A 24,630-nucleotide genomic window follows, 5' to 3' on the forward strand; every position below is an offset into this window, starting at 1 on the left:
TCCACCTCACCGCAGCCATCGGGTACTCCTTCTCTGCAGCGGCAGGTACACCGCCATGACCAGCGCGGCCACCACGACCATGTCCAGGCTCAGCGCCAGGCCGACGTTCTCGAAGCCGGTCTGCACGTCACCGGACAGAGCGGCGGCGATCTTCAGGGTGACCAGCGGCAGCACGGTGCCGGCGCCCATCGCCGAGGCGGTGGCGTAGGCGGCGAACGCCGCGCCGAACAGCAGCACCACGCCGCCGAGCAGGCCGGGGGTGAGCACCGGCAGCGCCACGTACCGCCAGTACTGCCATGGCGTGGCGCCGTTGTTGGCGGCCGCCTCGCGCCACTGCGGGCGCAGGCCGTCCAGGGCGGGCGCGATGACCAGCACCATGAGCGGCACGGAGAAGTACAGGTAGACCACCGCCAGCCCCCAGAAGGTGAACAGCGCGCCGGACGGCAGGCCCAGCAGGCGGCTGACCACCCCCGAGTTGCCGAGCGTGGCCACCCAGAAGAAGGCCAGCGGCACCCCGCCGAAGTTGGCCAGCACGCCCGAGGCGGTCAGCACGGCCTCGCGCAGCGCCCGGGAGCGGGAGGTCACCACGGCCTGGGCGAGGAAGGTGCCGAGCACCGCGCCCAGCACCGCCACCACGGCCGACAGCTTCACGCTGTTGCCGAGCGCGAGCAGGTAACCGCCCCGCAGGGTGAGCGCCAGGTTGCCGAACCCCGGCGAACCCTCCACCGTGAAGGCCCCCGCCACCATGGCGACGGCGGGGATGCCGAAGGCGAGCGCGACGAAGGCGAGCAGCGGCAGCGCGCCGAGCATGCGCGTCATCAGCCCGCCACAGCCGCGTCCCAGGTCTTGGCCAGGTCGTCCTTGGCCTTGTCGACCTGTGCCTCGGTCGGGAATTTCGGCTCACCCTGGACCGGCGGCAGCTTCTCGGCCAGCGCCTTGTCGATGGTGCCGTCGGCGACCATCGCGGGCATCAGCACGGGTCGGGCGCCGCCCTTGAGCCACAGGTTCTGCCCCTCGGCGCTGTAGAGGAACTCCATCCACAGCCGCGCGGCCGCGGGGTGCGGGGCGTCCTTGTTGATGGCCTGCACGTAGTACTGGGCGTAGCTGCCGTCGGCCGGCACCGCCACCTGGAAGTCGAGGCCCTTGGGCAGGAACTGCTCGCGGTATCCGGCGTTCAGGTAGTCCCAGTCGATGCTGATGGGCGTCTCGCCCTTCTCGACCGTGGCCGGCGTGGACTCGACGGGATTGTAGTTGCCGGCCTCCTTCAGCTTCTTGAAGAACCGCACGCCCGGACCGATGTCGTCGAAGGAGCCGCCGTCGGCCAGCGAGGCCGCCCACACCCCGGCGAAGGCCGAGCCGGACTTGTTCGGGTTGCCGTTCAACGCGACCTTGCCCTTGTACTCGGGCTTGAGCAGGTCGGCGAAGGTCTTCGGACACGTGGCGATCTTCTTGGCGTCGCAGCCGATGGAGACGTAGCCGCCGTAGTCGTTGACCCACAGGCCGTTCGGATCCTTCTGACCCTCGGGGATCTTGTCCCAGCTCTGCACCTTGTAGGCCGCGTACAGGCCCTCCTTGGCGCCGCTGAAACCGAACGCCTGGCCGACGTCCAGCACGTCGGGCGCGCGGTCCTGGCCCTTGCGGGTCTTCACCGCGTTGATCTCGTCCGCGCTGGAGGCGTCGGGGTTCTCGCTCTCGATCGAGATGCCGTACTTCTCCTGGAACTTCTTGATGATCTCGCCGTAGTTCGCCCAATCCGGCGGCAGGGCGATGACGTGCAGCTTGCCCTCCTTCTTGGCCGCCTCGACGAGCTTGTCCAGCCCCCCGAAGTCGGCGGCGGAGGTCGCCGTCGCGGCGTTCACCCCACCTGTCGTCGTCTGGGTCCGGGTGGTCGGGGCGGCGCCGCACGCCGCGGTCACTACCGTTAGAGCTGCGATCAAGCCTGCGATGCGAGGTGTGGACACGTCGCCTCCACTCTCTGGGGTGTGGCTAAAGGTAGGGGAACTTGTACAGACAAGGCCAGACCTACTTAGTCGCATGAACATTGCTCTTTCATGAACAGGAGAAATCGGGAATGGCCGCGCGCTATGAACAGATCGCCGCTGAGCTGCGTGAGGCGATCCTGACCGGCGTTCACCCGGTGGGCTCGCAGCTGCCCTCGGAGGCCGAGCTCGCTGCGCGCCATGCGGCCGCCCGTGGCACCGTGCGGCAGGCCGTGGCGATCCTGGCCGCCGAAGGACTGATCGGCTCGCGGCAGGGGGCGCGGCGCATCGTGCTGGGCGGCGAACGCAGCCAGAGCTTCGCCGAACTGCACAGCTTCGCCCAGTGGGCCAGATCCAAGGGCCACGCGGTGGGCGGCGAGGTGCTCGCCCAGCGCCGGCGCCCGGCCGGAGCGGCCGAGTCGGCCAGGCTCGGCACCGCCGAGGTGCTGGAGGTGCTCAGGCTGCGCACGCTGGAGGGCGAGCCCGTGCTCCTGGAGCGGACCGTCTACGCCTCCTGGATCGCGTCCGCCGTCGAAGAGCTGCCGCCCGACTGCGAGTCGGTCACCCAGGCGCTGTACGACAAGGTCGGCCTGGTCTTCGCCTACGGCGAGCACCTCATCGACGCGGTCGCGGCGGGCAGCGAGGACGCCCGCCTGCTCGGCGTGCGGCGCGGCAGCCCGCTGCTGCGCCAGCGCAGGATCACCACCACCCAGGAAGGGCGTCCGGTGGAGTGGTCGGACGACCGCTACCGGGCCGGCAGCGTCGCCTTCAGCATCCGCAACTCCATCGGCGCCAACCCCCTGACCCGGCTCGCGCTCTGACCGGCCCGCCGGTCACCGCCCGAGGATCGATCTCTGGCCGGCGCCCGCTCAGCCGACGCCCCGCGCCACCAGGGCCAGGGCCCGGCGCATGGCGTCGCGCACCTCGTCGGGACCGTCACCGCGGCGCAGCGCGGTCAGCGCGGCCGCGCTGACCGCGCCCACCATCGCACCGACCAGGGCGGAGGCGGTGATCGTGTCGAGCCTGTCGGGGAAGGCCCGCTGCAGGGCCACGGCCAGCTCGGCCTGCGCGGTGAGGTAGCGCTGCAGCAGCCGCGCCTGCAGCGCCGGCACCGAGGCGGCCAGCCGGGCCCGAAGCACCGCGAGCCCGTCGGCCAGGTCGTGGTCCCAGGTGTCGGCGATCATCTGCTCCATCGCCCGCACCACCAGGTCGGGCAGCCGTTCCCCGGGGTCGCGCCCGGCGATCGCCCGCAGCGCCAGGTCGACGCGTACGTCGGCGTTGGCCAGCAGCACGTCCTCCTTGGTCTGGAAGTGGAGGAAGAAGGTGCGCGGGGAGACCTCGGCGGCGTCGGCGATCTCGGCCACCGTCACCTGGTCGTAGCCCTTGTCCTCGAACAGGCGCACCGCCGCGTCGATCAGCGCCTGCCGGGTGCGCTGCTTCTTGCGCTCTCGCAGTCCTTGCTTCTCCGCCACACCGGCGATCTTACTGCATCTCCTGAATTGATGCATACTGTGAATCACTACACTCACTGCACCAATCTGGAGGCCTGCCATGGGAAGCCTGGACGGGCGCGTCGCCCTCATCACCGGAGCAGGGCGCGGGATCGGCCGGGAGGAGGCCCTGTTCTTCGCCGCCGAGGGCGCCAAGGTCGTCGTCAACGACCCCGGCGTCGCCGTCGACGGCACGGGCGGCGACGCGGGCGTGGCCGCCAAGGTGGTCGAGGAGATCACCGCGCGCGGCGGGCAGGCGGTGGCCAACACCGACAGCGTCGCCGACCGGCACGGCGCCCGCCGGATGGTGGAGACGGCCCTGGAGTCCTTCGGCGACCTGCACGTGGTGGTCAACAACGCGACGATCGAACGCAACCGGGGCCTGATCGACCTGCCGGAGGAGGACTTCGACGACGTCGTGGCCGTCAAGCTCAAGGGCACCTTCGCGGTGACGCGCTGGGCGGCCCGCCACTGGCGCGACCGCTACGAGGCGGGGGTCCGCGCCGACCGCGCCGTGGTCAACACCTCCTCCGGCTCCGGCCTGCTCAACCCGCTGCCGGCGCAGGCGTCCTACGCGGCGGGCAACGCCGGGGTGGCCGCGCTGACCGTCGTGGCCGCCCTCGAACTCGGCCGGTACGGCGTGCGGGTCAACTGCATCTCCCCCTCGATGGCCCGTACCCGCCTCACCCTCGCCGTTCCCGGCATGAGCCAGGAGCCGCCGGCGGGCCGGTTCGACCCGCTGCACCCGGCCGCCTGCGCGCCCGTGGCCGCCTACCTGGCCGGCGCGGCCTGCCCGCTCACCGGCCAGGTCCTGTCGGTACGAGGCGGGACGGTCGCCGTCAACCACGGCTGGTCCGTCGGCGGCCACGTGCACAAGGACGGGCTGTGGAGCGTGACCGAACTGGCCGAGCAGGTGCCCGAGCTGCCGACGGACGACCCGTTCGACAAGCTCGCCCAGGCCCTGACCGGCGCGCTCGGCGCCGTCGGGCGCGACCGGCTGCAGGAGATGATCAACACCCTGCTGGACCAGGGACGCCCGGCGGCCGACGCCTCCACCTGACCCGACGGCGCCGGCCCGGACCGCGTCCTCAGCAACGCGGTCCGGAAGGTGCGACGCGGAGGCCTCCCGGCGCGGACCGACGGCGCAGCCAGTAGGCCACCACCGCCGCGGCGAGCAGCGCCCCCCACAGCGGATACGGCCAGAGCAGCAGCGCGCCGGGCTGGCCGCGCACGACGGAGTCGATCACGAGCCCCGGCGAGGCCAGGCAGCAGATGCCCGCGACCGCCCCTCCGGCGACGACCGGCAGCCGTACCGGGACAGCGCGCCCGTGGACGATCGGCACCCAGCGCGGGAACACCTCGCCCCACCTGCTGATCAGCCCGAGGGTCAGCACGGCGCCCGCCAGCGCGGCGAAGGCGAGCAGCAGCCCCTGCAGCCGGGTGTCGGCCCTGAGCGGCCCGGTGACGTCGGAGTCGGTGGGCCACGGGGTCAGCCAGGTCAGCCGGTACAGCGCGTACGGGAGCGGGCACAGCACCGCCCCTATCGTGGCGACACGTCCCCATCTGCCGGCGGCCTCGGGCCTGATCCAGCGCGGCGGTTCGCCCGTCCTGAACGCCTTCGCCGCGATCACCGCCCACACCGCGAAGGCGGCGGCGTTGGCCAGGGTCCAGCCGAGCCGTCCGCCGAAGGAGGCGAAGTCCCTCGTGATGTTGCCCAGGTAGCGTCCCACCAGGCTCAGCGCGCCGAACCCGGTGAGCGCGTCCGCCACCCCGCCAGGGCATCGAGGTGCTCATAGCGGTGCTCCACCCTGCGGACGGGCGACATCCGCGCACAGGACGGCAAGGGCCGCGAGTTGGCCGGCCAGTGCCGGCTCAGCGACTATGCGGCGCCGTTCGGCGTCTGACGTCCGCCCGGCCTGCCCAGAAGGAGATCCCCCAGGCAGGCCAGCCCTTCCCGGTAGGACGGGTAGGCGGGCGTCCAGCCCAGCTCGCTCCTGGCCAGGGCGGTGCTCAGCCGCAGCCGGGTGCCCACCATGAGGGCGTGCAGGTACGGCGTGACGCGCAGCAGCCCGCCGGGCACCGTCAGCGGGGCGGGACCGCCGGCCGCGCGCGCCAGCGCCCGGACGTACTCGTCGAAGCGGACCGGATGGTCGTCGGCGACGTTGTAGGCGCGGCCCGGCCGGCCGCGTTCCAGGGCCGCGACCGTCGCGGCGGCGGCGTCCTCGACGTGGACGAGCGAGACGGTGCTCGCCGGGCGGGGGACGGGAAGCATGCGCTTGCCGGCCATCCTCAGCAGGTTCGCGGTGGCCGGCTCCGGGCCGTAGAACATGCCGTAGCGCAGGGAGACGCCGCCGATCGCGAAGACCTGCTCCTCGTTGGCGCGCATCGCGCGCATGTGCGGGTCGAAGGCGCCCTGGCCGGGCTCGGCGAAGGGGCGGTCCTCGGTCACCAGGGCCTCGCCGTGGTCGCGGTAGCCGTACCCGAGGAAGAACGACTGCGTGAGGAACCTGCCGGCCCCGACGAGCCCGGCGGCCTCGACGAGGTGCGCGGTGCCGCGCTCGCGCAGGGCGTCGGTGGCGTACAGGGCCCGGTGGAAGAGCGGGAGGCCGGTGATCGCGGTGGCCTGGTGCACGACCGCGTCCGCCCGCAGGCCGTCGAGCGCGGTCAGGAGCGCGTCGCGGTCCATCACGTCCGCGACCACGGCGGTGGCGCCCGCGTCGGCGAGCCGCCGGGCGCCGGCGGCGGATCTGGTGATCCCGCACACCTGATGACCGGCGGCCAGCAGCCGGCGTACGAGGATCGAGCCCAGGGTGCCGGTCGCGCCGGCGAGCAGCACGTTCACGCCCCCACCTCCTGACGGGCCCGTCGGGCGGACAGCACGCGCAGCCTGGCCACCAGCCCGGCCGTCCCCACCAGGGAGAACGCCAGCAGCAGCCAGGGATCGGAGGCGCGACCGCCGAGGTCGAGGTCGGTCGCGTGGTTGACCGCGTGGAAGGTGTTCGTGAACACGAACCCCGCCAGCACCAGGGTGACGACGTCACGCCAGCGCAGCGCGCACACCAGCATCAGCCCGATGCCGATCTGGAACACCCCGGCGTCGTGCAGGAAGTGCACGTGGTTCGGCCAGCCGGCCCAGGCGGCGAACCCGGCCGGGGCGACCCGCGCCCACACGCCGGTGACCAGCATCGACGCCGCGGCCAGCACGAGGGCGGTCCTGATGAGGATGCCCACGTCAGACCCCGGCGCTCTCGTCGGCCCCGGCGGGTTCGCGCGCGGCCAGCAGGGCCAGCACGCCGATGGCCACGATCGGCCAGCCGCCCGTGACGGGGAAGTACAGGACGCACAGCGGCACGCCGATGCCCACCAGGTACCAGCCCAGCTGGGCGGGCAGCCGGCCCGTCGTACGGACGAGATGCCGGGACAGGGTGCCCAGGGCGAGGAGGGCGACGCCTGCGGCGAGGAACCAGACGCTGGCCTCGCGGGCGAAGTAGTCGCCGGGCTCGATGTCGACGAGGGCGCGGACGAAGCCGTCGCCTGCGATGGCGGCCCAGGCGTTGGGCTGGGTGAACGCCCACACGAAGTGCACCACGGCGAGGGCGATGATCAGCCGGGGAACCCAGCGGGTCAGCGTGCTCACGGGAGGCTTCCCCGCCCTGCGGGCCGATGCTCGTGAACTCATGGACCGACCATACCGTACCTTATGGTACGGCGAAGGGCGGGGGTATACCGTCTGGTACGGTACGGTCATGGCGTCCAAGGGGGAATGGCTGGAGGCCGGGCTCGCCATCGCGACCCGGGACGGCATCCGAGCACTGACGATCGAACGGCTCTGCGCCGACCTCGGCCTCACCAAGGGCTCCTTCTACCACCACTTCAAGGGCATCCGCGGCTACAAGTCCGACCTGCTCACGCACATCGAGGCCGAGCACACCGGCCGCTTCATCGCCGGCGCCGAGGCCGCCGGCGCGAGCGGGCACGACAAGATCCAGCGCCTCCTCGACCTGGTGCTGGAGGCGCACTCGGACAGCCGCGACCAGGAGACGGCCGTCCGCGCCTGGGCCCGGCAGGACAGCGAGGTCCGCGCCTTCCAGGAACGCGTCGACGCCATGCGCGTGGACTACCTGCGCTCGCTGTGGCTGGAGCTCGGCGGCCGGCCGGAGGAGGCCGACGGCATGGCCACGCTCCTCTACCTCATCCTGGTCGGCGCGCAGCAGGTCGTCCCGCCCCTCCCGGCCGAGGACCTGCGGGCGGTCTACGCCCTGGCGATGCGCTCCGCCGCGCCCCGCTGACGGTCCCCGGCCGGGTGGCCGCCCTCCTGGCGGGCCCGGTCAGGCGAGGCGCGGCGGATGCCAGTCAAGGGTTCGGACAGTCGCGTTGAGGTACGTGCTCGCCGGCAGCAGGGCGGCCAGCGTGTCGCGTACGGCCGCGGCCAGGGGGTTGCGGAGCTGGATGACGCGGCCGACCTGGGCCGAGGCCCGCACCACCTGCTGCGCTCGCGGCCGTCTCGCCCTGTCGTAGCGCGCGAGCGCCTCCTCGACCTCGCCCCCGGACCCCAGCAACGCGGTCAACGTGACGGCGTCCTCCAGCGCCTGAGCCGCGCCTTGGCCGAGGTCGGGGGTCAGCGCGTGCGCCGCGTCGCCCAGCAGGGCCACCCGGCCCGAGACGTAGGAGTCCACAGGGGTGACCAGGGAGTGGACGTCACTTCTGATCACGGCGTCGGGCGGGGTGGCCGCGAGGAGCTCGGGGATGGGCCGGTGCCAGCTCGCGTACCGGGCCGCCAGATGAGCCAGGGTGTCGCCCGCGCCGGCGCCCTCGGGACAGGACTGGGTCGCGTACCAGTAGACGCGTCCGTCACCGAGCGGAATCACCCCGAAGCGCTGTCCGCGCCCCCAGCTCTCGGTGACGGAGCTCGACATCGCGGCGGGCGTGCGATCGGCGGGGACGATGCCGCGCCAGGTGACGTAGCCGGCGTAGACGGGCCCCGGATGGGCGGGGAACAGCACCTGGCGCAACTTGCTGCGGATGCCGTCCGCCCCCACGATCAGGTCGGCGCCCAGCCGCCCGGGGCCGTCCGGCCCGTCGAAGGCCAGCATGTTCGCCTCGGGCAGGCCGGTGACCGTGTGGCCCGGCCGGACGTCGACGCCATCGAGCGCGCCGATCAGCAGGTCATGGAGGTCGGCTCGGTGCAGGGCGAAGGCCGGAACGCCCATGCGGTGCTCCAGTTCCTCCACCTTCGCTCGCATCAGCCAGCGTCCCGACGGCACGCGCAGCCCAGCCGCCCCCTGAGCCGTTCCCCTGGCACGGAGCTCGGCGCCCAGCCCGAGCGCGTCCAGGGCGCGCACCGCGTTGGGCGCCAGGGTGATGCCGGAGCCCAGCGGCTGGAACGACGGCGCACGTTCCAGCAGCGTCACCTGCCAGCCGTTACGGCGCAGTCCGACCGCGGTCGCGAGACCGCCGATGCCGCCGCCGACGACGAGCGCGGACGAGGAAGTCACAACCATGCCCCTTCCGAGAAACCCTCCATACCATGCCGTATGGTATGGACGAGACTCTAGCGTAGAGCTGTCGCTGGAGTACTCACGGGTGGGGCGACCGCCGGTACGGTTGCGGGCCAGACCAGTAGGGCACCGGCGCACGTCACCTCCCACCGCGCATGGCTGACCTGACGCGCGCCGCCGTAGGATAGTTCATTCACCGAAGTAACGCCCGGGGGTGGGGGGATCATGGCGGAGATACGGATCGCATGGCCGGACCCGGAGGGCCAGGAGATAGTGGAGCGGCTGTTCGCCGCGGATGCGGCTCTGCGGGCGCATTTCGAGCAGGTCACCGCCGCGGTCGGGCTCACCGTGCCGCAGGCGCACACACTGATCCAGCTGCAGGAGCCGCAGCGCATGGGGACGATGGCCGGCCACCTGCACTGCGAGCCTTCGCACGTCACCGCGATCGCCGACTCACTCGAAGCCGGCGGCCTCCTGCGCAGGGAGCCGGATCCGGACGACCGCAGGGCCAAGCGGCTCGTCCTCACCGAAGCCGGGCAGGAGCTCAGGGGGCGCCTGCTGAAGCTCTTGTTCGAGGGGGCGCCGATCATCTCGACGCTCGACGCCGAGCAGCGGGCCGGTCTGCTCGCGATGCTCCGCATGGCCCAATCGGGCGACGGACACCGGGCCCTGCGCCGGTTTCCGGCTGCGAGGGGCGACGACTCCTGCCCGCCGGTCCCGTCATAGGTCCTCGGGACCTCCGCATGCCAGGCGAGCCGCCGTCCGAGGCGGCGGCATGGCCTCCTCCGCCCTGATCGCCATCCCGGCATTCACGCCGTGACCACGTCCTGACCCTCGGGTCCTGCCATACGACCAACTCCGCGCCCCGCGGCGGACACCGCCTCCTCCCGCGCCGGATCGCGCGATGCGCGAGCGGTCGAGCGCCGCCTGTTCCCGGCGACCTCCCGTGCCGGCGCCTCGCACGCGCCCTGCGGCCCTCCTCGCACCGTGGCTGCCACCTGGGCAGATGCCGTTTTGCGTCCGGAAAAAATTTCAGCTACAACATAGTTCAGTCGCTGAAACAAATCGTGAGAGGGTCCCGCCCATGTTCATCGCCACCGCGGTCCTGTCCGTGCTGCTGGCACTGGCCTTCGCCGGAGCGTCCTTCCCGAAGCTCTCCGGCAAGGAGGCCATGGCCGCCCAACTCCACAACCTCGGGGTAGCGGCCGGGTTCATGCGCGTCATCGGCGCGCTCGAAGCACTCGGAGCCGCCGGCCTGATCGCCGGACTGTGGATCGGACCCCTCGGGGTCGCCGCGGCCATCGGCCTCGCGCTGCTGATGGCAGGCGCCGTCACCACCCACCTCAAGGCCCGCGACACCGCCAAGAACACCGCCGGCTCCGCAGTCCTGCTGGTGCTCAGCGCCATCACCGCCGCGCTGGCGCTGGCGGCTCTCTGACAGAGGCCCGGCAACAGAGCCCGACCACCTCACGCACCACCGATCAAGGACCTGTGATGACCTCGACCACCAAGACCGAAACCGGCCTCGACATCGACACCCGCTTCGAACACCCCGCCACCGAGACACAGCTCCAACGGACCGCGGCCGCCCTGCGGGACAAGGGCCACACCGTCGAAGTCGTCGACACCGCAGCCGAGGCCCGCGCCCTCGTCAACCGGCTGCTGCCCACCGGCAAGAGCATCCTCACCGCCGCCAGCGAGACACTGCGCCTGTCGGGCCTGGACGACGACATCAACGCATCCGGCAGCTTCGACACCCTACGCCCCACCCTCATGCGCCTGCGCGAAGAAGGACGATTCGACGAGATGCGCATCCTCGGCGCCGCCCCCGACGTCGTCGTCGGCAGCGTCCACGCGGTCACCGAGGACGGACGACTGCTGACCGCCTCGGGCAGCGGAAGCCAACTCGCCCCCTACAGCTTCGGCGCGGGCCAGGCCATCTGGGTCGTCGGCGCCCAGAAGATCGTGCCCGACCTCGACACGGCACTGCGCCGCATCGAGACCTACGCCTACCCACGCGAGGACGCCCGCGCCCGAGTGGCATACGGCACCCCCGCCCTGCTCTCCAAGATCCTCATCATCGACAAGGAGATGTTCCCCGGCCGCGGCACCGTGGTCCTCATCCGCGAGCCCATCGGATTCTGACCACCGTCCACCCGGGTGAAGACCGCGTCACCGGCTTCACCCCCGACAACGTGCTCACCACCGACGTCCACCCGGCCCGGCCAGGTGACCGCAGACCTCGGCCGGCGGGCAGACAGGAGCGACACCCATGGTGAGACGGGTGCCCTACAAATGGCTGGTCGCCACCGCGTTCGTGTTCGGCCTGTTCATGGAGATCCTCGACATGACAGTGCTGAACACCGCGCTGCCCGCGCTCGGCCGCCACTTCGGCGCCGGGACCGAGACACTGCAGTGGCTCGTCACCGGCTACCTCGTCAGCATGGCGGTGTTCATCCCCGCCTCAGGGTGGGTCGCCGACCGGTTCGGCACCAAGCGCACCTTCCTGTTCGCCCTCACGGTCTTCACCGCCGCCTCAGCGTGGGGCGGCCTCGCCGGCTCCCTCGGCGAACTCATCGTGGCCAGGGCCGTCCAGGGCGTCGGCGGCGGCCTGCTCACCCCGGTCGGCGCCGCGATGCTGTTTCGAGCCTTCCCGCCGTCCGAACGCGCCAAGGCCTCAGCGGTGCTGTCCATACCCACCACCCTCGCCCCGGCCCTCGGCCCGGTGCTCGGCGGCTGGATGGTCGACACCATCAGCTGGCGATGGATCTTCTTCATCAAGGTCCCGATCGGCGTCCTCGGCCTCCTGTTCACGATGACGGCTCTTCGCGAGGAACGCGCCGACCACCCCGGCCGCTTCGACGTCGCCGGATTCCTGTCCGGTGGCGCCGCGCTCGCACTGCTGCTGCTCGGGCTCGACAGTGGCACCCGAGAGGGATGGACCGGCGCCGCCGTACTGCTGCCACTGGGAGCCGGCCTCGCCCTGGCCGCCACGTTCACCGCGATCGAGCTGACCCGAGCCGAACCGATGATCGATCTGCGCCTGCTGAAGGACCGCCTGTTCAGGACCGGCAACCTGCTGATGCTCCCGGCCTCCGGGGCGCTGATGGGCGCGTTGTTCCTCGTGCCCTTGCTTCTGCAGTACCAGATGGGCGTCGACGCGACCGGCTCCGGCCTGGTCACGATGTTCCAGGCGCTGGGCATGATGGCGGCGCTCCCCCTGGCGGGACGGCTCTACCCGCGCCTCGGCCCTCGCCGCCTGCTCGCGACCGGATTCGCCGTCATCGCCATCGCCCTGGCATCACTGACCGCGGTCGGCCCCGACACCAGCCTGTGGGCGATGCGGCTGCCGCTGCTGGCCATGGGCGCGGGCATGGCGCTCACCATCATCTCGCTGCAAGCCGCCACCTTCGCCACGATCCCCCCAGAGGCGACGGCGCGCGCATCATCGGTGTTCTCCACCACGCGTCAGGTCGCCAGCGCCGCCGGCGTCGCCGTGGCCGCCACGTTGCTCACCACGCGAACCGAGTCCAGACTGGGCGAGCTCGGCTCCCACGCCGCCGACCACGCGAACAGGCAGGAGGCGATCTTCGCCGCCTACCACGACATCTTCCTCATCACCGCCGCCCTCGCACTGCTCGGATTCCTCATCTCCCTGCGCGTGCGCGACAGCGACGCCATCGCCAGCATGCGGCCGCCGCACCCGGCAACGACCGCCCACCAGGAGAGATCAACGTAGGACCGGACAGGAATCGAACTCGCCGCCGGCTGCGGCACGGTCCCGGTCGCGCCAGGCCCGCTCCCATCGGCGGGTCATGGCCGGATAGACGATGAGGTAGCGGAACGGCTTGATGAAAGCCAGATAAGCCCTGCCGAACAGGCCGTTGGGCTTGACCAGGGCCGCCATGCGCAGCTCGTACCCGCCGTCACCGGCCGGCACCCAGCCCAGGTGGCAGACGGTGTGGACGGTCCTGTTGGCCAGCTCCTGGGCGCATTCGTCGGCGACCTCGTAGACCGGCGTGAACGGGATGTGGGGATCCTTCACCCCGGGCGTCCGGCGCAGATCGTCCGGCAGCCGGTCGCGCAGGGAGCGAACCCGTCCGCCGAGGCCGGCGTCGGGCCCGTCCCAGCCGAGCAACGCGCCCAGCCGCCAGCGAACCGCGAACAGGAACCGCACCGGCCCGGTCTGGTACTGCGGTGCGGTGCGGGAACGCAGCGCCGCGAGCATCACCGGGAAGTCCTCCGGCCCGGCGCCCGGCGTGCGGAAGGCCCACACATCCTCGACACGGAAGTCCGGGGCGATCTCGTGGATCCGCCACGGCCGCGACGTGTGCTCGGCGGCGGGGAGCCTCAGCGACATGTCGGCCGCCCCCTCACCGCGACACGAGGAAGTGGACCTGACGGGGCCGGACCTCCAGGTCGCTCAGGCCGTCCGGCGTCGCGCCCAACTCGCGGGCGACGTCGGCCGCCGCCCGGAACGCCTCCTCGGAGGCGAAGGCGCCGGTGGTGACGACGGCGTCTGCGTCCGGGGTGGTCCAGACCTCGACGGACAGGAAGCCCGGCTGGGTCCGCGACGCCTCGGCGACCTGGTGGCAGCGGCCGAGGAACTCCTCGACGTGCTCGGGCGCGGGGTAGTGGAAGGCGACGAAGCCGTATGGCATGACGGTGTCCTCCGCTCGTTGTACGGTGCCGTATAACTGAAAGCTAGACCCGTTATACGGCACCGTACAACCAGCCCGAGAGGTGAGGTAGGCCACACATGGGCACCATGCGCACCCCACGCGAGAAATGGATCGAGGAGGGGCTGCGAACGCTCGGCGCAGCCGGCGTGGACGCGGTCCGAGTCGAAGTCCTGGCCAAGACGCTGGGAGTGACCAAAGGTGGGTTCTACGGCTACTTCACCGACCGCACCGCACTCCTGGAGGCGATGCTCGACACCTGGGAACGCCAAAGCATCGACGAAGTCCTCGACCAGGTCGAACGCCAAGGAGGCGACGCCCGCACCAAGATCAGACTAGCCGGCCGGCTCACACTCTCCGACCGGCTGCTGCCGATCGATCTGGCGGTACGGGACTGGGCCCGCCGCGACGAGACCGTCGCCGAACGGCTGCGGCGCGTGGACAACCGGCGCATGGACCTGCTGCGCGAACAGATCGCCACCTTCTGCACCGACCCCGACGAAGTCGAAGCCCGCAGCTTGCTCGCCTTCTGCCTGAGCATCGGCCACCACTTCCTGGCCGCCGAACATGCCGGCCGCACCCCCGCCCAGGTCCGCGCCCGCGCCACCGACATCATCCTCAACGACCCCCACCAACCCTGAGAACGACGGACGCCAGCGCGCCGAGGCTCCCCGCGCCCGGCCATCCGCATCCCACCACCCCACCCGCCCAGCCTCCATACGCCGCCGTATAGTCACGTCCATACGCAACCGTATGGAGGCTTCCTATGCCGGGCACTCTCCCGCTCACCGACCGGCTCATGCCGTTCCCCGACGCCACCGAACGCCACTCGATCCTGATCCCCGCCTCCCGCGATCAGGTCTGGCACGCCATCAAGCACCCGAACCCCACGGACATCCGCCTCGCCAAGCCGCTGTTCGCCCTCCGCGACCTCGCCTCCCGCCTGCGCAACGGCCACGCGCAGCTCGACCTGCCGAGCTTCACCACGCTCGCCGAGGACCCGGGCCGGGAGGTGGTGGACGGCGTGATCGGCCAGTGGTGGCGACTGGGCCGCGCCGAGAACGTCTCCACGGTCACCGACCTCGACGGCTTCCTCGCCTTCGACCGTCCCGGCTTCGCCAAGGCCACGTTCAGCTTCCTCCTGGACGACGCCGGCGACGGCCGCATCCGCCTCATCACCGAGACCCGCATCCAGGCGACCAGCCCGGAGGCACGGCAGGCGTTCCTGAGGTATTGGCTGCTGATCCGGCTCGGCAGCGGTCTCGTCCGACGGGTCATGCTCTCGGCCATCCGCGCCCGCGCGCTCAAGGCCCCCTTGCGCCCATGACCTGTCGCCCTGCGTGCTGTGCCGCTGCTCGCCGTGGGCGCGGGTGTTGTCGGCGGTGGTTTTTGTTTGGGTGTTTATCTGGGGTGCACGAGCCGAGCGCCTTTACTTTGTAGATTCATTAGTGCGAGGCCCCCAGGACCGCTGCTCCCTGAACACGCTGGGCGCGACTCCTACCCGTCGGGTGAACAGGCGGGTGAAGTATCCGGGATCGTCATACCCCACCCGGCGGGCTACGGCGGCCACCCCCAGATCGGTGCCGGCCAGCAGTTCCTTCGCCTGGTTGAGCCGGATCCGCAGCACGTACTCCTTCGGGCTGCACCCGGCGCTGAGCCGTACAGCGTCACGGAGCTCGGCGACCCTCATCGACAGCCTCCGGGCATGCTCGGGCACGGACAGCGGCAGGCAGGCGGCCCTCGCCAGGCTCTGCAGGACGGGGTTGCCGTGCGGGTCGTGGTCCGCACGGCTGCGGTGCAGGGTCACCAGCAGCTCGTGCACGGCCGCGGACGCCTCCACCTCCATGTGGGGGCCGCCCCGGTGACAGGCCGCGGCCATCTTCTTGACCACCAGGTGGGCGGGCTCCGCCGATGACAGTGGCACGACGGGATGGTCCGGATCGAAGTGGCCGAGCTCGTCGTAGACGGCGACGGCGGGCCCGGAGAAGTCCGCGAACGCCTCCGACCAGCCCTGTTCGCAGGGGCCGTAGTGGTGCTCGACGCCCGGGAGCAGCCACAGCAGTGCAGGCGCCGCGACGTCCACCGGCGGCCGGCCGCCCCAGGAGAACCAACCCCGGCCGGACAGGATGATCAGGGCGACATGGTGCTCGAGTGTGCGGGGGCCGACGACGGGCAGCCGGCCCCGCTGCGTACCGACCGCGAGGCAGACGAGTCCGAGCCGGCGATGGGCGGGGCTGGGGGTGAGGTAGTACCACCAGCGGTCCCAGGGCTCCTGGCCCTCCACCCGTTCGACGGATCCAACTGGACGCCGCGAATTGTCCATGGCCCTCCAACCCCGCCCCCGGCAAGCTCGTCGTCGGGATCGTAGTGAGGCCGGATGACGATCCCATCACGTACGAAGGGATCATCGATGGGCAGTTTCACGATCGAAGACGGCGAATTCCGCCTTCATGGCACAGAGTTCCGCCTGCTTTCCGGGGCCATGCACTACTTCCGGGTGCATCCGGACCAGTGGTCGCACCGGCTGGCGATGATCCGCGCGATGGGCCTCAACACCGTCGAGACCTACGTCCCCTGGAACCTGCACGAGGCGCGGCCAGGGCAGTACCGGCGACTGGACGAGCTGGACCGTTTCCTGGAGGCGGCCTCACGCGCGGACCTGCACGCCATCGTCCGGCCGGGACCGTACATCTGCGCGGAGTGGGAGAACGGCGGCCTGCCGTCCTGGGTGACCGGCCATCTCAGGACGAGCGACCCGGCGTTCCTCGCCCACGTCGACCGGTGGTTCGAGGCGCTCCTCCCCCGCATCGCCGCGCACCAGATCACCCGGGGCGGCAACGTGCTGATGGTACAGGTGGAGAACGAGTACGGCTCGTACGGCACGGACACCGCCTACCTGAGGCACCTCGCCGGCCTGATGCGTTCGGCCGGGATCGACGTCCCCCTGTTCACCGCGGACGGGCCGGAGGACTACACGCTGACCGGCGGCTCCTTGCCGGGCGTGCTGGCGACCGCCACGTTCGGCTCCGACCCGGCGAAGGCGATCAGCGCCTTGCGGCGGCACCGGCCGGACGACCCCGTGGTGTGCATGGAGTTGTGGGTCGGCTGGTTCGACCACTGGGGCCGCGAACACGTCACCCGTGACGCGGCCGAGGCGGCCGCCGTGCTGGCGGAGCTGCTGGAAGCGGGCGCGTCCGTCAACATCTACATGGCGCACGGAGGGACGAACTTCGGCACCTGGGCGGGCGCGAACCACGACCTGGAGACCGGCGCCTACCTGCCGACGGTCACCTCCTACGACTACGACGCGCCGATCAGTGAGAGCGGGGCGCCCACCGAGAAGTACCGGCTGTTCCGCGACGTCCTGACCCGCTACAACCCCGCTCCGGAACCCCCTCCCGCGCCGCCCGTGCTCCCGGCGGCCACCGTGCGCCTGACGGAGTCGGCCGCCCTGCTGCCCGCACTGACCTCGCTCGCTGAGCCGCCGGCCGTCTTCCCCACTCCCCCGGCGTTCGAGGATCTCGGGCTGGATCACGGTCTGGTCCTCTACCGGGTGGAGGTCCCCGGGCCGCGCGGATCGTACCCGCTGATCGTGGACGGGCTGCACGACCGGGCCCACGTCTACGTGGACGGCGTGCACGTCGCCGCGCTGGACCGCGAGCGTCAGTCGGTCGAGGTGTCGGGGCCGGCCACGGTGGAGCTGCTGGTCGAGTCACTCGGCCGGGTCAACTACGGCCCCCGCATGGGTGAGCGCAAGGGCGTCACCGGCGGGATCAGGCACGAGCGGCAGTACCTTCACCAGGTGACGGCACAGGCCCTCCCGCTGGGCGACCTGCCGCTCGGAGGCACGGGCGTGATCCCGTTCGTCCCCGGCCCGGCGACCGTCGCACCGGCCTTCTGCCGGGGCTTCGTCCCGGTGGACGACCCCGCCGACACGTTCCTCGCGCTGCCGGGGTGGGGCCACGGCTACGTCTGGGTCAACGGCTTCTGCCTGGGCCGCTACAGCTCGGCCGGGCCGCAGCGCACGCTCTACGTCCCTGGCCCGTTGCTGCGGACGGGCGACAACGAGTTCGTCGTGCTGGAACTGGACGAGGTCGGGGACCCTGTCATCGAGCTCCGCCCGGAACCTGATCTCGGAGCGCGGCCAGAGGCGCCGTGACCGCGATCCGCGGTCGGGCACGGAGCGGCCCCCGGGGCATCGGGCGATGCCTCGGGGGCCGCTGGAGTCATGTCGGCCTCGCCGGGCTCCGGATCACCGATCCGCGACGTTGACGACAGCTGTCGCCTTGACGGACGTTCCCGCCACGGCTCCACGGACGGTGAACCATCCGCTCTCGGCCACCATGTCCGAGGTGACCGGTTCCCAGGTCACCTCGGCGGATCCGGTCGTGCCGTCGCTGTAGACGGCCCCGGTCTGCGCGGGCAGCGTCGGAAGCCTGCCGATCGTCGTGTCGACGGCGACCGGCCTGAGCTCCACGATGGTCTTCGGCTTCTGCGCCTCGAACACGCCGAACTCGGCCAGGCCGCACTCCGCGTCGCTCGGGTTGTCGTAGGTGTTGTCGGGATCGACGGTGAACTTCACCCAACTCGTCTTGACCGGAGCATCGAACGTCACGACGTTGTCCGGCTGACCGTCCCACGTGATCCCGGTCACCTTCTTGCTGCCGCCGTCCCATTCCAGGACGCCTTCCACGATCTGGTTGACGGCGGCGCCGCGGTCGACCAGGTTGACGCGGTCGATCTCCACCGGCGACGGGAACTGCAGTTTGATCCACGGGTTGTGGTCCGCCTTCTTCGCCGCCCAGGACGTCGCCTTGTTGCCGTCCGTCGCCTTCGTGCCCAGGTAGCGGTCGTCCTGGTCGTCGCCGTCCGGGACACCGTTCCGGTCACGGACCGAGGACACCGTGACCGTGGCCGAGGCCGCCACGTCGTCGCCCAGTGCCGTGATCGTCTGCGGGTCCGACTCCACCGCCACGCCGTCCAGCGTCACGACCGCCTTCGCGGTCGCCCGGAACCCGCTGGTGATCGGGTTCTTCAGCACGATGGTGTTGCTGCCGGGTACGGCCGCCAGTCTGTCGTCGCTGAGCACGTACTCGGTCTTCGCCCTGGACAGGTTCGCCTTCTCCCCCGTGCTGAGCGTTCCCTCGATCGTGCCGACGACTGGTTCGTTCACCTTGATGGAGCTGTCGCTCAGCGCCAGCTTCACCTGCTTCAGAAAAGCGGGGAACGACATGCGTCCGTCCGCGTCGACGTCGACGTAGAGGTGGTCCTCGGCCCGGTAGCCGGCCAGCTCGGCGGTGACGTCGATCCGGGCCTTTCCCGCCCCGCCCGACGACAGCACCTTGTCCGCGCCGACGGCCACCACGGACGGGTTGTCGCTGGTGATCGCGACCTCCGCCGCTCTCAGGTCGACGGGCGCGCCGAGGAGGGAGTAGCCCTTGACCTCGATCGTCGCCGTCCGGCTGTCCGCGCCGGCCTTCGGGTGCAGTTCGAGACTGCCCAGCGCGGTCAGGTCCCTCAGCGAGAACACCCGGACTTCCAGCACGTCGATCGGGCTGCCGTCCTGGCCACCGCCCGGGAAGGAGATCCGCACGTAGCGGGCGTGCACGCTGGGCCGGGCAGGATCGAGCGGATAGTTGTAGTACAGGCCTTCCTGTTCCCACGCGTACAGCGTCGTGTCGCTGCGCGGAACCGCCAGCGTGTTCCTCGATGTCGGCAGCCCGGCGCCGGACATCGTGTTCGTCTCGTTGCCGGCGGTCCACCGCGAGCCGTCGGCGCTGTACTCGATCTTCACCTTCTTCGGCACGTTGGAGTAGGTGACGTTGTCGGCATCGGGCATGTGGTGGTTGAAGAAGACGTTGACCCGCGACAGGTCCTGGATCTTGCCCAGGTCGTAGGTGATGCTCGGGTTCTCGTCGCCCGCCGGCGCCGACCACTTCGCGAGATTGCCGCCGGTCGTGTCGTTGATCACTCCGTCGGACAGCAGCCTGGCGTGCCCGCCGTCGGTGGTCACCTTCGGCGTGATCCCGGACACCACGTTCGCGTCGGGAGTCAGCGTGATGTAGTTCCGGGTCGAGGTGTAGGTCTTGCCGTCCACCGTGACGTCGGCCCAGTAGCTGTACATCGTGGGGGTGGCGACCTTGCGGGTGAACCGCATCGTGTTGCCCGTGACGACGAACGGTGACTGGCCGGCCGGGATCTCGGTGACCACGATCTTCCCCGCGGGGTTGTCGCGCCTGCCGTCGACCGTCGCGTAGTGGTACGTGACGGTCGAGGCGTCGAGGATGTCGACGTCGCCGCCCTTTTCGGTGTAGCCCTTGAACGTCACCGGGACATCTCGATCGGTCGAGAACTGTCCCCAGAACAGCGCGCCGTCGGTGAGCATGTTCACGCCGACGAGCGGAAGCGCGGCCGAGACGGCGCGGCCCCGCACCTTGACCGGGTAGGTGTCGGTCATGACCTGAGGACGGTTCACCCCGTCGTCGTAGGTCGCCGTCACGGTGATGGTGGCCGTACCGTCGCCGGTGGCCCGGACCATGCCCGTCGCCGCCCCCACGGTGGCGACCCGCGGGTTGCTGCTCTTGAACGTGAGCTTCGCGGGTGCGAGGACGTTGGTGTAGCCGTTCAGGTAGCTCTCGGCCCGCAGTCGCAGCGTGTTCGGCGCGGTCTGGCTGCTGAAGAGCTTGACACCGGTCATCTTGTAGTTCCTGACCGGGCTCTTGGTCCGGATCTTGATGATGGTGTCGATGGGATCCGCCGTGACGCCGGACGTGTCGATCGAGACGTAGTGCTTGCCGTTCGCCTCCTCCGTCGTGAAAGGCAGAGAGCTGCCCTTGTTCAGCCACTGGACCTGGTCGACCGGGTAGGCGAAGGGGCCGAGGTGGCTCATCCGCGCTTGGCCGGTGAATCCCGCCTTCGCCACGCCCGCGATCTGGTTCTTGATCATGTGCAGGTAGACGTACTGGTCGCGGGACATGGCGTAGCCCCAGTCCGGCCCCTGCCCATGAGCGATCGCCTTCTGCGGGTCGGTGTGCCAGCCGGGCTTCAGGGTGTAGTCCATGGTGTACGGCATGGTGCCGTACATCGACTCGCGAAGGTCGGGTCCGCGCCCGTTGTCCATCCACTTCACGATCGAGGTCCGCATGTCCGACAGCTGCTGCGAGGAGATCGGCACCATCGAGAAGATGTTGGTGTTGTCCAGGTTGCTGCTCAGGTTGTCCATGCCACGCGTCACGGTGATGGACGAGTCGTAGTTCATGACATAGCCGTGGCCGTACTGGTTGATCAGTTCTTTTGTGGCTTCGGCCCAGTTGTCACGTTCGTTGCCCTTGGCGTACTGCGTCCAGATGTCCAGTGCCGTCGTGTACGGGTCGTTCCACTCCTCGTGCGCGACCTTTCTGGTCTGCGGCAGGATCCCGGCACGCCAGCCACCCTCGTTGTACGGCTCGCTGTTCCAGAACGGACGCTCGTGCAGAGTGATGTCCTGGTCGCCGGTCTGCGCGTTCGGGTTCGCGTCGATCAGGACCCGATCGTTGTAGTTGCGCGCGGAGCTCCAGGCGACGTCGGGGTTGGAGTAGCTCTCCGGACCGCCGTCGGCGAACAGGTACCACGGGTTGTACCTCGCGACCAGTCCCTGGATGTCGCTCTCGAGGATCTCGGCTCCTTCGAACAGCGACGACACATAGACGCCGAACTTCAACCCGTGACGCTCGGCGGCCTGCTTGGCCTGCATCACTCGGTCCGGGACACGCCAGCTGCCGTCGGCGGCCTGGGTGAGGGCGTTGTACTTGTACTGCTTGTTGGCGTTGTTCGGGGTCAGGTTGGCGTTCGGCGACGGCCAGTAGTAGATGGTGTTCTGCAGGCTCTCGGTGGAGAGCAGGGTCATGCCCATCTCTTTGGCGGTCTGGGCCCACTCGTCGTAGGTGAAGTTCGGGTCGTACAGGTTCGGCATCGTGCCGGTGGTGTGCGACAGAGCCGACATCTTGCCTTCGATGAACCAGTCGACCGGGTTCCTCTTGACCGTGATGGTGTACGGCTTCGTCGTCGTGGCACCGCGGGCATCGGTCGCCTTCACGGTGAAGGTGTAGTCCTTCTGTGCCGTGCCGTGGGCGCCGTCCGCGACCGTTCCGTCGATGTGGCCGTCCGCCGCCAGCGTCAGGCCCGGGGGCAACTGCCCGTCGGCGAGCGTCCAGGAATAGCCGGGACTGCCGCCGGCCGCCTGAAAGGTGAAGGGAGACGCCTGCGGAGCGATGCTGGACGTGTTCCGGTTGCCGTCGATCTTCGCCACCATGCCGACGTACGGGTTCTCGTCGTAGGCGTACGGCAGTGTGTTGGCCGGGTAGTCGTTCGCCGGGACGTCCGCGTTGCGCGCCTCGAACGCCTGCCGGTCGACGCTCAGCCCCCTGGTGACGATGGTGAGCTGGTTGCCGGCCGCGTTCGGCCCGGTGACCGAGTAGGTCAGCCCGGGAACGATGTTGCCCGCGCCGTCGCAGAGCCGCGCGTAGAAACCCAGGAAGTTCTTGGTGGGGCCGGGGTTCTTGTGCTGGATCTCGATGAGAAGTTTGTTCCAGCCCTGCTTCAGCTGGATCGGGTATCGCGTCCCCTGCTTGCTCACCCGGGTCGCGACGCGGTCCTGCTGCCCGGCCGGAGCGTCGTTGGCGAACAGCCGGTACACCCCCGATCCGCCCACCTGCCACTGCACGGTCTGCGCGGCCGGACTGTGGACGTAGCTCGCGGCCACGACCCACTTGCCGGCTGTCGGCTGCCCCTGCTTGACGTCGAAATAGCCCATCAGGTCGTTGTAGTCGTCGTAGTTCCGGTTGAAGATGCGATCGTCGAAGTACTGCCAGGTGGATGTCTCCTTGCCCGCCGGATCGGCCAGGGGCGCGTCCAGGACGGGAACGACGGGAGCAGCGGACGTCTCGACCACCGGATCGGCGTACGGACCGGACACCGCCCACTGACTCAGGTAGGGGGCGTTCCCACTGGTCTGAGCCGCATGGGCCTGCGGTCCGGTGAAGGCGCCGCCGGCCACCGCAAGTGCGAGCACAGTCGCAGTCGCGACGACGCCGGATCGGATCTTTCGTAATCTCTTCACGCCATCTCCCTGCAAGGGTCGAGATAACCGCATGCCCGGCCGGTCGCGGTGCAGAAGGGCGTCCCAGCGACGATCACGCATGCTCGAAGGACGAGACAGGGCAGCGGGAGCCCGCGCCCACGAGGGCACGTTCACGCAGATGGCCGTGCTCGATCTCGCTGAGCCCTCAGTATGTTTCGGCGGCCGGATCGAGTCAATAGATCTGCATTACCGGCACAACAGCTCGCCATAAGGCAGAAACATTGGTGGACGACGCCGGGGTCCACGGCGGCCGAACGGGACACCTCAACCGCCACGTCCGGGAGCTGCGCGCCAGCACATCGACCCTGACAGCCGCTCCTGAAGGGCGTCAGCAAGTGTCGGATTATTAGTCCAAGGCAATCTCGGATAAGTCCAATTCATAGGGTTGACCCTGATCGCCGCCCACTCCACACTGAGCACACCTCGCGCAGCCCACGTCCGCGACATCGGCGTACACATCAGGGCTCCGCGCACGCGGACAGGTGCTCCCTTCACAGAACACAGGAGGAATTCGATGACCCCACGATGGCCGACGCGGGCCGGCATGGCGCTGCTCGCGGTCGCGTCCCTGGCGGCGGCGAGCGCTTGCGGTCCCGGCGCGCCGAGCCCCCGCGCCGACGGCGCCTCCAGCACGGTGAACCTGGACTTCTGGGGCTGGGCGCCCGGCTACGACAAGTCCGTCGCGCTGTGGAATCAGAGCCACCCCGACGTCAAGGTCGATTTCAGCAAGGTGCCGTCGGGCGGCGGAGGCGGCTACGCCAAGATGCAGAACGCCGTCAAGGCAGGCAACGCACCGTGCCTCGCGCAGGTGGGCAACGAGTCCCTGCCGACCTTCGTGGTGACGGACGCGCTTGAGGACATCTCCGCCTACGCGAACGCCGGCAAGGATCAGTTCGTCGACTGGGCGTGGAAACAGGCGGGCTTCGGGAACCGGGTCTTCGGGATCCCCGTCGACACCGGTCCGACGGCCTTGTTCTACCGCAGGGACCTCTTCGCCAAGCACGGGCTGACCGTGCCGAAGACCTGGGACGAGTTCGCGGCCACCGCGAAGAAGTTCCATGCCGCCGACTCGGCCAACTTCCTGATCAACGCACCCGTGGACTCTTACGACCTGGCCGGCTACACCTGGCAGGCGGGCGGTCATTGGTTCGGCACCACGAACGATCAGTGGCAGGTCACGATCGACAGTCCCGAGACGCACAAGGTCGCCCAGTACTGGCAGGGGCTGCTGGACGGCAAGCTGGTCAAGGGCGGCGTGACGCCGCTGGACACCCCGTGGTTCAAGGAAGTCAAGGACGGACACATCGCCACCGTGATCACCGCGGTGTGGGCGGCGCCGCTCATCGAGACGAACCTGCCGAGCCTGTCCGGCAAGTGGGGGGTCGCCCCGATGCCGCAGTGGACGGACGGAGAGCAGATCGCGGGCAACAACGGCGGATCCGTCACGGCCGTGCTCAAGGGTTGCGAGCACCCCAAGGAGGCGGCCGAGTTCGCGACCTGGTTCAGCACGAACACCGGCAGCCTCACCAACCTGATCAAGGAAACCGGGATCTACCCCGCCGCCAAGAGCGGACTGGAGCTGCCGGGCGTCAACCAGCCGTCGGCGTACTTCGGCGGCCAGAACATCTACGAGGTGTTCAGGACCGCGGCGCGGAACACCCCCACGAGCTGGACGTGGGGGCCGACGATGACCCAGGTCGAGTCCGACTTCGTCGACGGGATGAAGCGCGCCGCCAACGGTGAGGGCACGATCTCCGACGCGGTCGAGGCCGTCCAGGACAAGACGCTGGCGGCGCTGAGGAGCCAGGGCCTGGCCGTGGCCGGCTGAGGCCGCAGGTGGGACAACGGCGCTGCTCCCCCGTTGAT

23 protein-coding genes are annotated in these 24,630 nt (G+C 70.2%); 11 read left to right on the plus strand and 12 right to left on the minus strand.

What is annotated here, in order from left to right; genetic code table 11:
* Positions 1-6: 6 nt before the first annotated feature.
* The gene (locus HT134_RS39110; RefSeq protein ID WP_175605537.1) at positions 7-819 is read right to left on the minus strand and encodes an ABC transporter permease; all 813 of its coding nucleotides are present in this window, start codon (positions 817-819) and stop codon (positions 7-9) included.
* Complete coding sequence (locus tag HT134_RS39115; protein WP_312888759.1) at positions 819-1,859, minus strand: ABC transporter substrate-binding protein; 1,041 nt, start codon at positions 1,857-1,859, stop codon at positions 819-821. Before HT134_RS39115 ends, HT134_RS39110 begins: the two co-directional genes overlap by 1 nt.
* 212 nt (positions 1,860-2,071) lie before the next feature.
* On the opposite strand from HT134_RS39115, the gene HT134_RS39120 reads away from it, so the two are divergent.
* Positions 2,072-2,800, plus strand: a complete 729-nt coding sequence (locus tag HT134_RS39120) for a GntR family transcriptional regulator (protein ID WP_175605539.1) — start codon at positions 2,072-2,074, stop codon at positions 2,798-2,800.
* Between the two features lie 48 nt (positions 2,801-2,848).
* Here HT134_RS39120 and HT134_RS39125 read toward each other — a convergent pair whose 3' ends face one another.
* The gene (locus HT134_RS39125) at positions 2,849-3,451 is read right to left on the minus strand and encodes a TetR/AcrR family transcriptional regulator (protein ID WP_175605540.1); all 603 of its coding nucleotides are present in this window, start codon (positions 3,449-3,451) and stop codon (positions 2,849-2,851) included.
* A gap of 79 nt (positions 3,452-3,530) precedes the next feature.
* Between HT134_RS39125 and HT134_RS39130 the strand changes: the two genes are divergently transcribed.
* Positions 3,531-4,529 (plus strand): SDR family NAD(P)-dependent oxidoreductase, encoded by a 999-nt coding sequence (locus HT134_RS39130; protein ID WP_175605541.1) that lies wholly within the window; start codon positions 3,531-3,533, stop codon positions 4,527-4,529.
* A gap of 28 nt (positions 4,530-4,557) precedes the next feature.
* On the opposite strand, the gene HT134_RS39135 is transcribed toward HT134_RS39130, so the two are convergent.
* From HT134_RS39135 to HT134_RS39150, 4 genes are all read right to left on the minus strand, one after another.
* Positions 4,558-5,238 (minus strand): hypothetical protein, encoded by a 681-nt coding sequence (locus HT134_RS39135; protein WP_175605542.1) that lies wholly within the window; start codon positions 5,236-5,238, stop codon positions 4,558-4,560.
* Positions 5,239-5,348: 110 nt separating this feature from the next.
* Complete coding sequence (locus tag HT134_RS39140; protein WP_175605543.1) at positions 5,349-6,311, minus strand: NAD-dependent epimerase/dehydratase family protein; 963 nt, start codon at positions 6,309-6,311, stop codon at positions 5,349-5,351.
* Positions 6,308-6,700 carry a hypothetical protein gene (locus tag HT134_RS39145; protein ID WP_175605544.1) on the minus strand — a complete coding sequence of 131 codons (393 nt, stop codon included), beginning with the start codon at positions 6,698-6,700 and terminating at the stop codon, positions 6,308-6,310. The genes HT134_RS39140 and HT134_RS39145 overlap by 4 nt, the downstream gene beginning before the upstream one ends.
* 1 nt (position 6,701) lies before the next feature.
* Positions 6,702-7,106: a DUF6463 family protein gene (locus tag HT134_RS39150; RefSeq protein ID WP_175605545.1), complete on the minus strand. Its 405-nt coding sequence runs from the start codon at positions 7,104-7,106 to the stop codon at positions 6,702-6,704.
* Between the two features lie 109 nt (positions 7,107-7,215).
* Here HT134_RS39150 and HT134_RS39155 point away from each other — a divergent pair, with 109 nt between their 5' ends.
* Positions 7,216-7,758 (plus strand): TetR/AcrR family transcriptional regulator, encoded by a 543-nt coding sequence (locus tag HT134_RS39155; RefSeq protein ID WP_175605546.1) that lies wholly within the window; start codon positions 7,216-7,218, stop codon positions 7,756-7,758.
* Between the two features lie 39 nt (positions 7,759-7,797).
* Here the strand turns inward: HT134_RS39155 and HT134_RS39160 are convergent, their stop codons facing one another.
* Positions 7,798-8,964, minus strand: coding sequence for an FAD-dependent monooxygenase (locus HT134_RS39160; protein ID WP_217708880.1), 1,167 nt, complete (start codon positions 8,962-8,964; stop codon positions 7,798-7,800).
* Between the two features lie 228 nt (positions 8,965-9,192).
* On the opposite strand from HT134_RS39160, the gene HT134_RS39165 reads away from it, so the two are divergent.
* The 4 genes from HT134_RS39165 to HT134_RS39180 all read left to right on the plus strand — a co-directional run bounded on the left by HT134_RS39165 (position 9,193) and on the right by HT134_RS39180 (position 12,706).
* Positions 9,193-9,693, plus strand: coding sequence for a MarR family winged helix-turn-helix transcriptional regulator (locus HT134_RS39165; protein WP_175605548.1), 501 nt, complete (start codon positions 9,193-9,195; stop codon positions 9,691-9,693).
* A gap of 358 nt (positions 9,694-10,051) precedes the next feature.
* A complete protein-coding gene (locus HT134_RS39170; protein ID WP_175605549.1) occupies positions 10,052-10,405 on the plus strand; it encodes a DoxX family protein in 354 nt (117 codons plus the stop codon).
* Positions 10,406-10,461: 56 nt separating this feature from the next.
* On the plus strand, positions 10,462-11,112 hold the full coding sequence (locus tag HT134_RS39175; RefSeq protein WP_175605550.1) for an LUD domain-containing protein: 651 nt from the start codon (positions 10,462-10,464) through the stop codon (positions 11,110-11,112).
* Positions 11,113-11,239: 127 nt separating this feature from the next.
* Entirely contained in the window at positions 11,240-12,706 is a 1,467-nt protein-coding gene (locus HT134_RS39180) for an MDR family MFS transporter (RefSeq protein ID WP_217708881.1), read from the plus strand.
* Here HT134_RS39180 and HT134_RS39185 read toward each other — a convergent pair.
* Both HT134_RS39185 and HT134_RS39190 read right to left on the minus strand, forming a co-directional pair.
* Positions 12,698-13,327 (minus strand): DUF2867 domain-containing protein, encoded by a 630-nt coding sequence (locus tag HT134_RS39185; protein ID WP_175605551.1) that lies wholly within the window; start codon positions 13,325-13,327, stop codon positions 12,698-12,700. The genes HT134_RS39180 and HT134_RS39185 overlap by 9 nt on opposite strands.
* A 13-nt stretch (positions 13,328-13,340) precedes the next feature.
* Entirely contained in the window at positions 13,341-13,628 is a 288-nt protein-coding gene (locus HT134_RS39190; RefSeq protein ID WP_175605552.1) for an antibiotic biosynthesis monooxygenase family protein, read from the minus strand.
* A 98-nt stretch (positions 13,629-13,726) separates the two neighbouring features.
* Between HT134_RS39190 and HT134_RS39195 the strand changes: the two genes are divergently transcribed.
* Positions 13,727-14,287: a TetR/AcrR family transcriptional regulator gene (locus HT134_RS39195; RefSeq protein WP_175605553.1), complete on the plus strand. Its 561-nt coding sequence runs from the start codon at positions 13,727-13,729 to the stop codon at positions 14,285-14,287.
* A 125-nt stretch (positions 14,288-14,412) separates the two neighbouring features.
* Positions 14,413-14,973 carry a hypothetical protein gene (locus tag HT134_RS39200; protein WP_175605554.1) on the plus strand — a complete coding sequence of 187 codons (561 nt, stop codon included), beginning with the start codon at positions 14,413-14,415 and terminating at the stop codon, positions 14,971-14,973.
* A gap of 102 nt (positions 14,974-15,075) precedes the next feature.
* Here the strand turns inward: HT134_RS39200 and HT134_RS39205 are convergent, their stop codons facing one another.
* Positions 15,076-15,969: a helix-turn-helix transcriptional regulator gene (locus tag HT134_RS39205; RefSeq protein WP_175605555.1), complete on the minus strand. Its 894-nt coding sequence runs from the start codon at positions 15,967-15,969 to the stop codon at positions 15,076-15,078.
* Between the two features lie 87 nt (positions 15,970-16,056).
* On the opposite strand from HT134_RS39205, the gene HT134_RS39210 reads away from it, so the two are divergent.
* On the plus strand, positions 16,057-17,805 hold the full coding sequence (locus tag HT134_RS39210; RefSeq protein ID WP_175605556.1) for a glycoside hydrolase family 35 protein: 1,749 nt from the start codon (positions 16,057-16,059) through the stop codon (positions 17,803-17,805).
* Positions 17,806-17,898: 93 nt separating this feature from the next.
* Here the strand turns inward: HT134_RS39210 and HT134_RS39215 are convergent, their stop codons facing one another.
* On the minus strand, positions 17,899-22,824 hold the full coding sequence (locus HT134_RS39215) for a discoidin domain-containing protein (RefSeq protein WP_217708882.1): 4,926 nt from the start codon (positions 22,822-22,824) through the stop codon (positions 17,899-17,901).
* A 454-nt stretch (positions 22,825-23,278) separates the two neighbouring features.
* Here HT134_RS39215 and HT134_RS39220 point away from each other — a divergent pair, with 454 nt between their 5' ends.
* Positions 23,279-24,592 carry an ABC transporter substrate-binding protein gene (locus HT134_RS39220; protein ID WP_217708883.1) on the plus strand — a complete coding sequence of 438 codons (1,314 nt, stop codon included), beginning with the start codon at positions 23,279-23,281 and terminating at the stop codon, positions 24,590-24,592.
* The last annotated feature ends 38 nt before the right edge of the window (positions 24,593-24,630 follow it).

The sequence above is a fragment of the Nonomuraea rhodomycinica genome, from assembly GCF_013363995.1.
GTDB lineage: Bacteria > Actinomycetota > Actinomycetes > Streptosporangiales > Streptosporangiaceae > Nonomuraea > Nonomuraea rhodomycinica.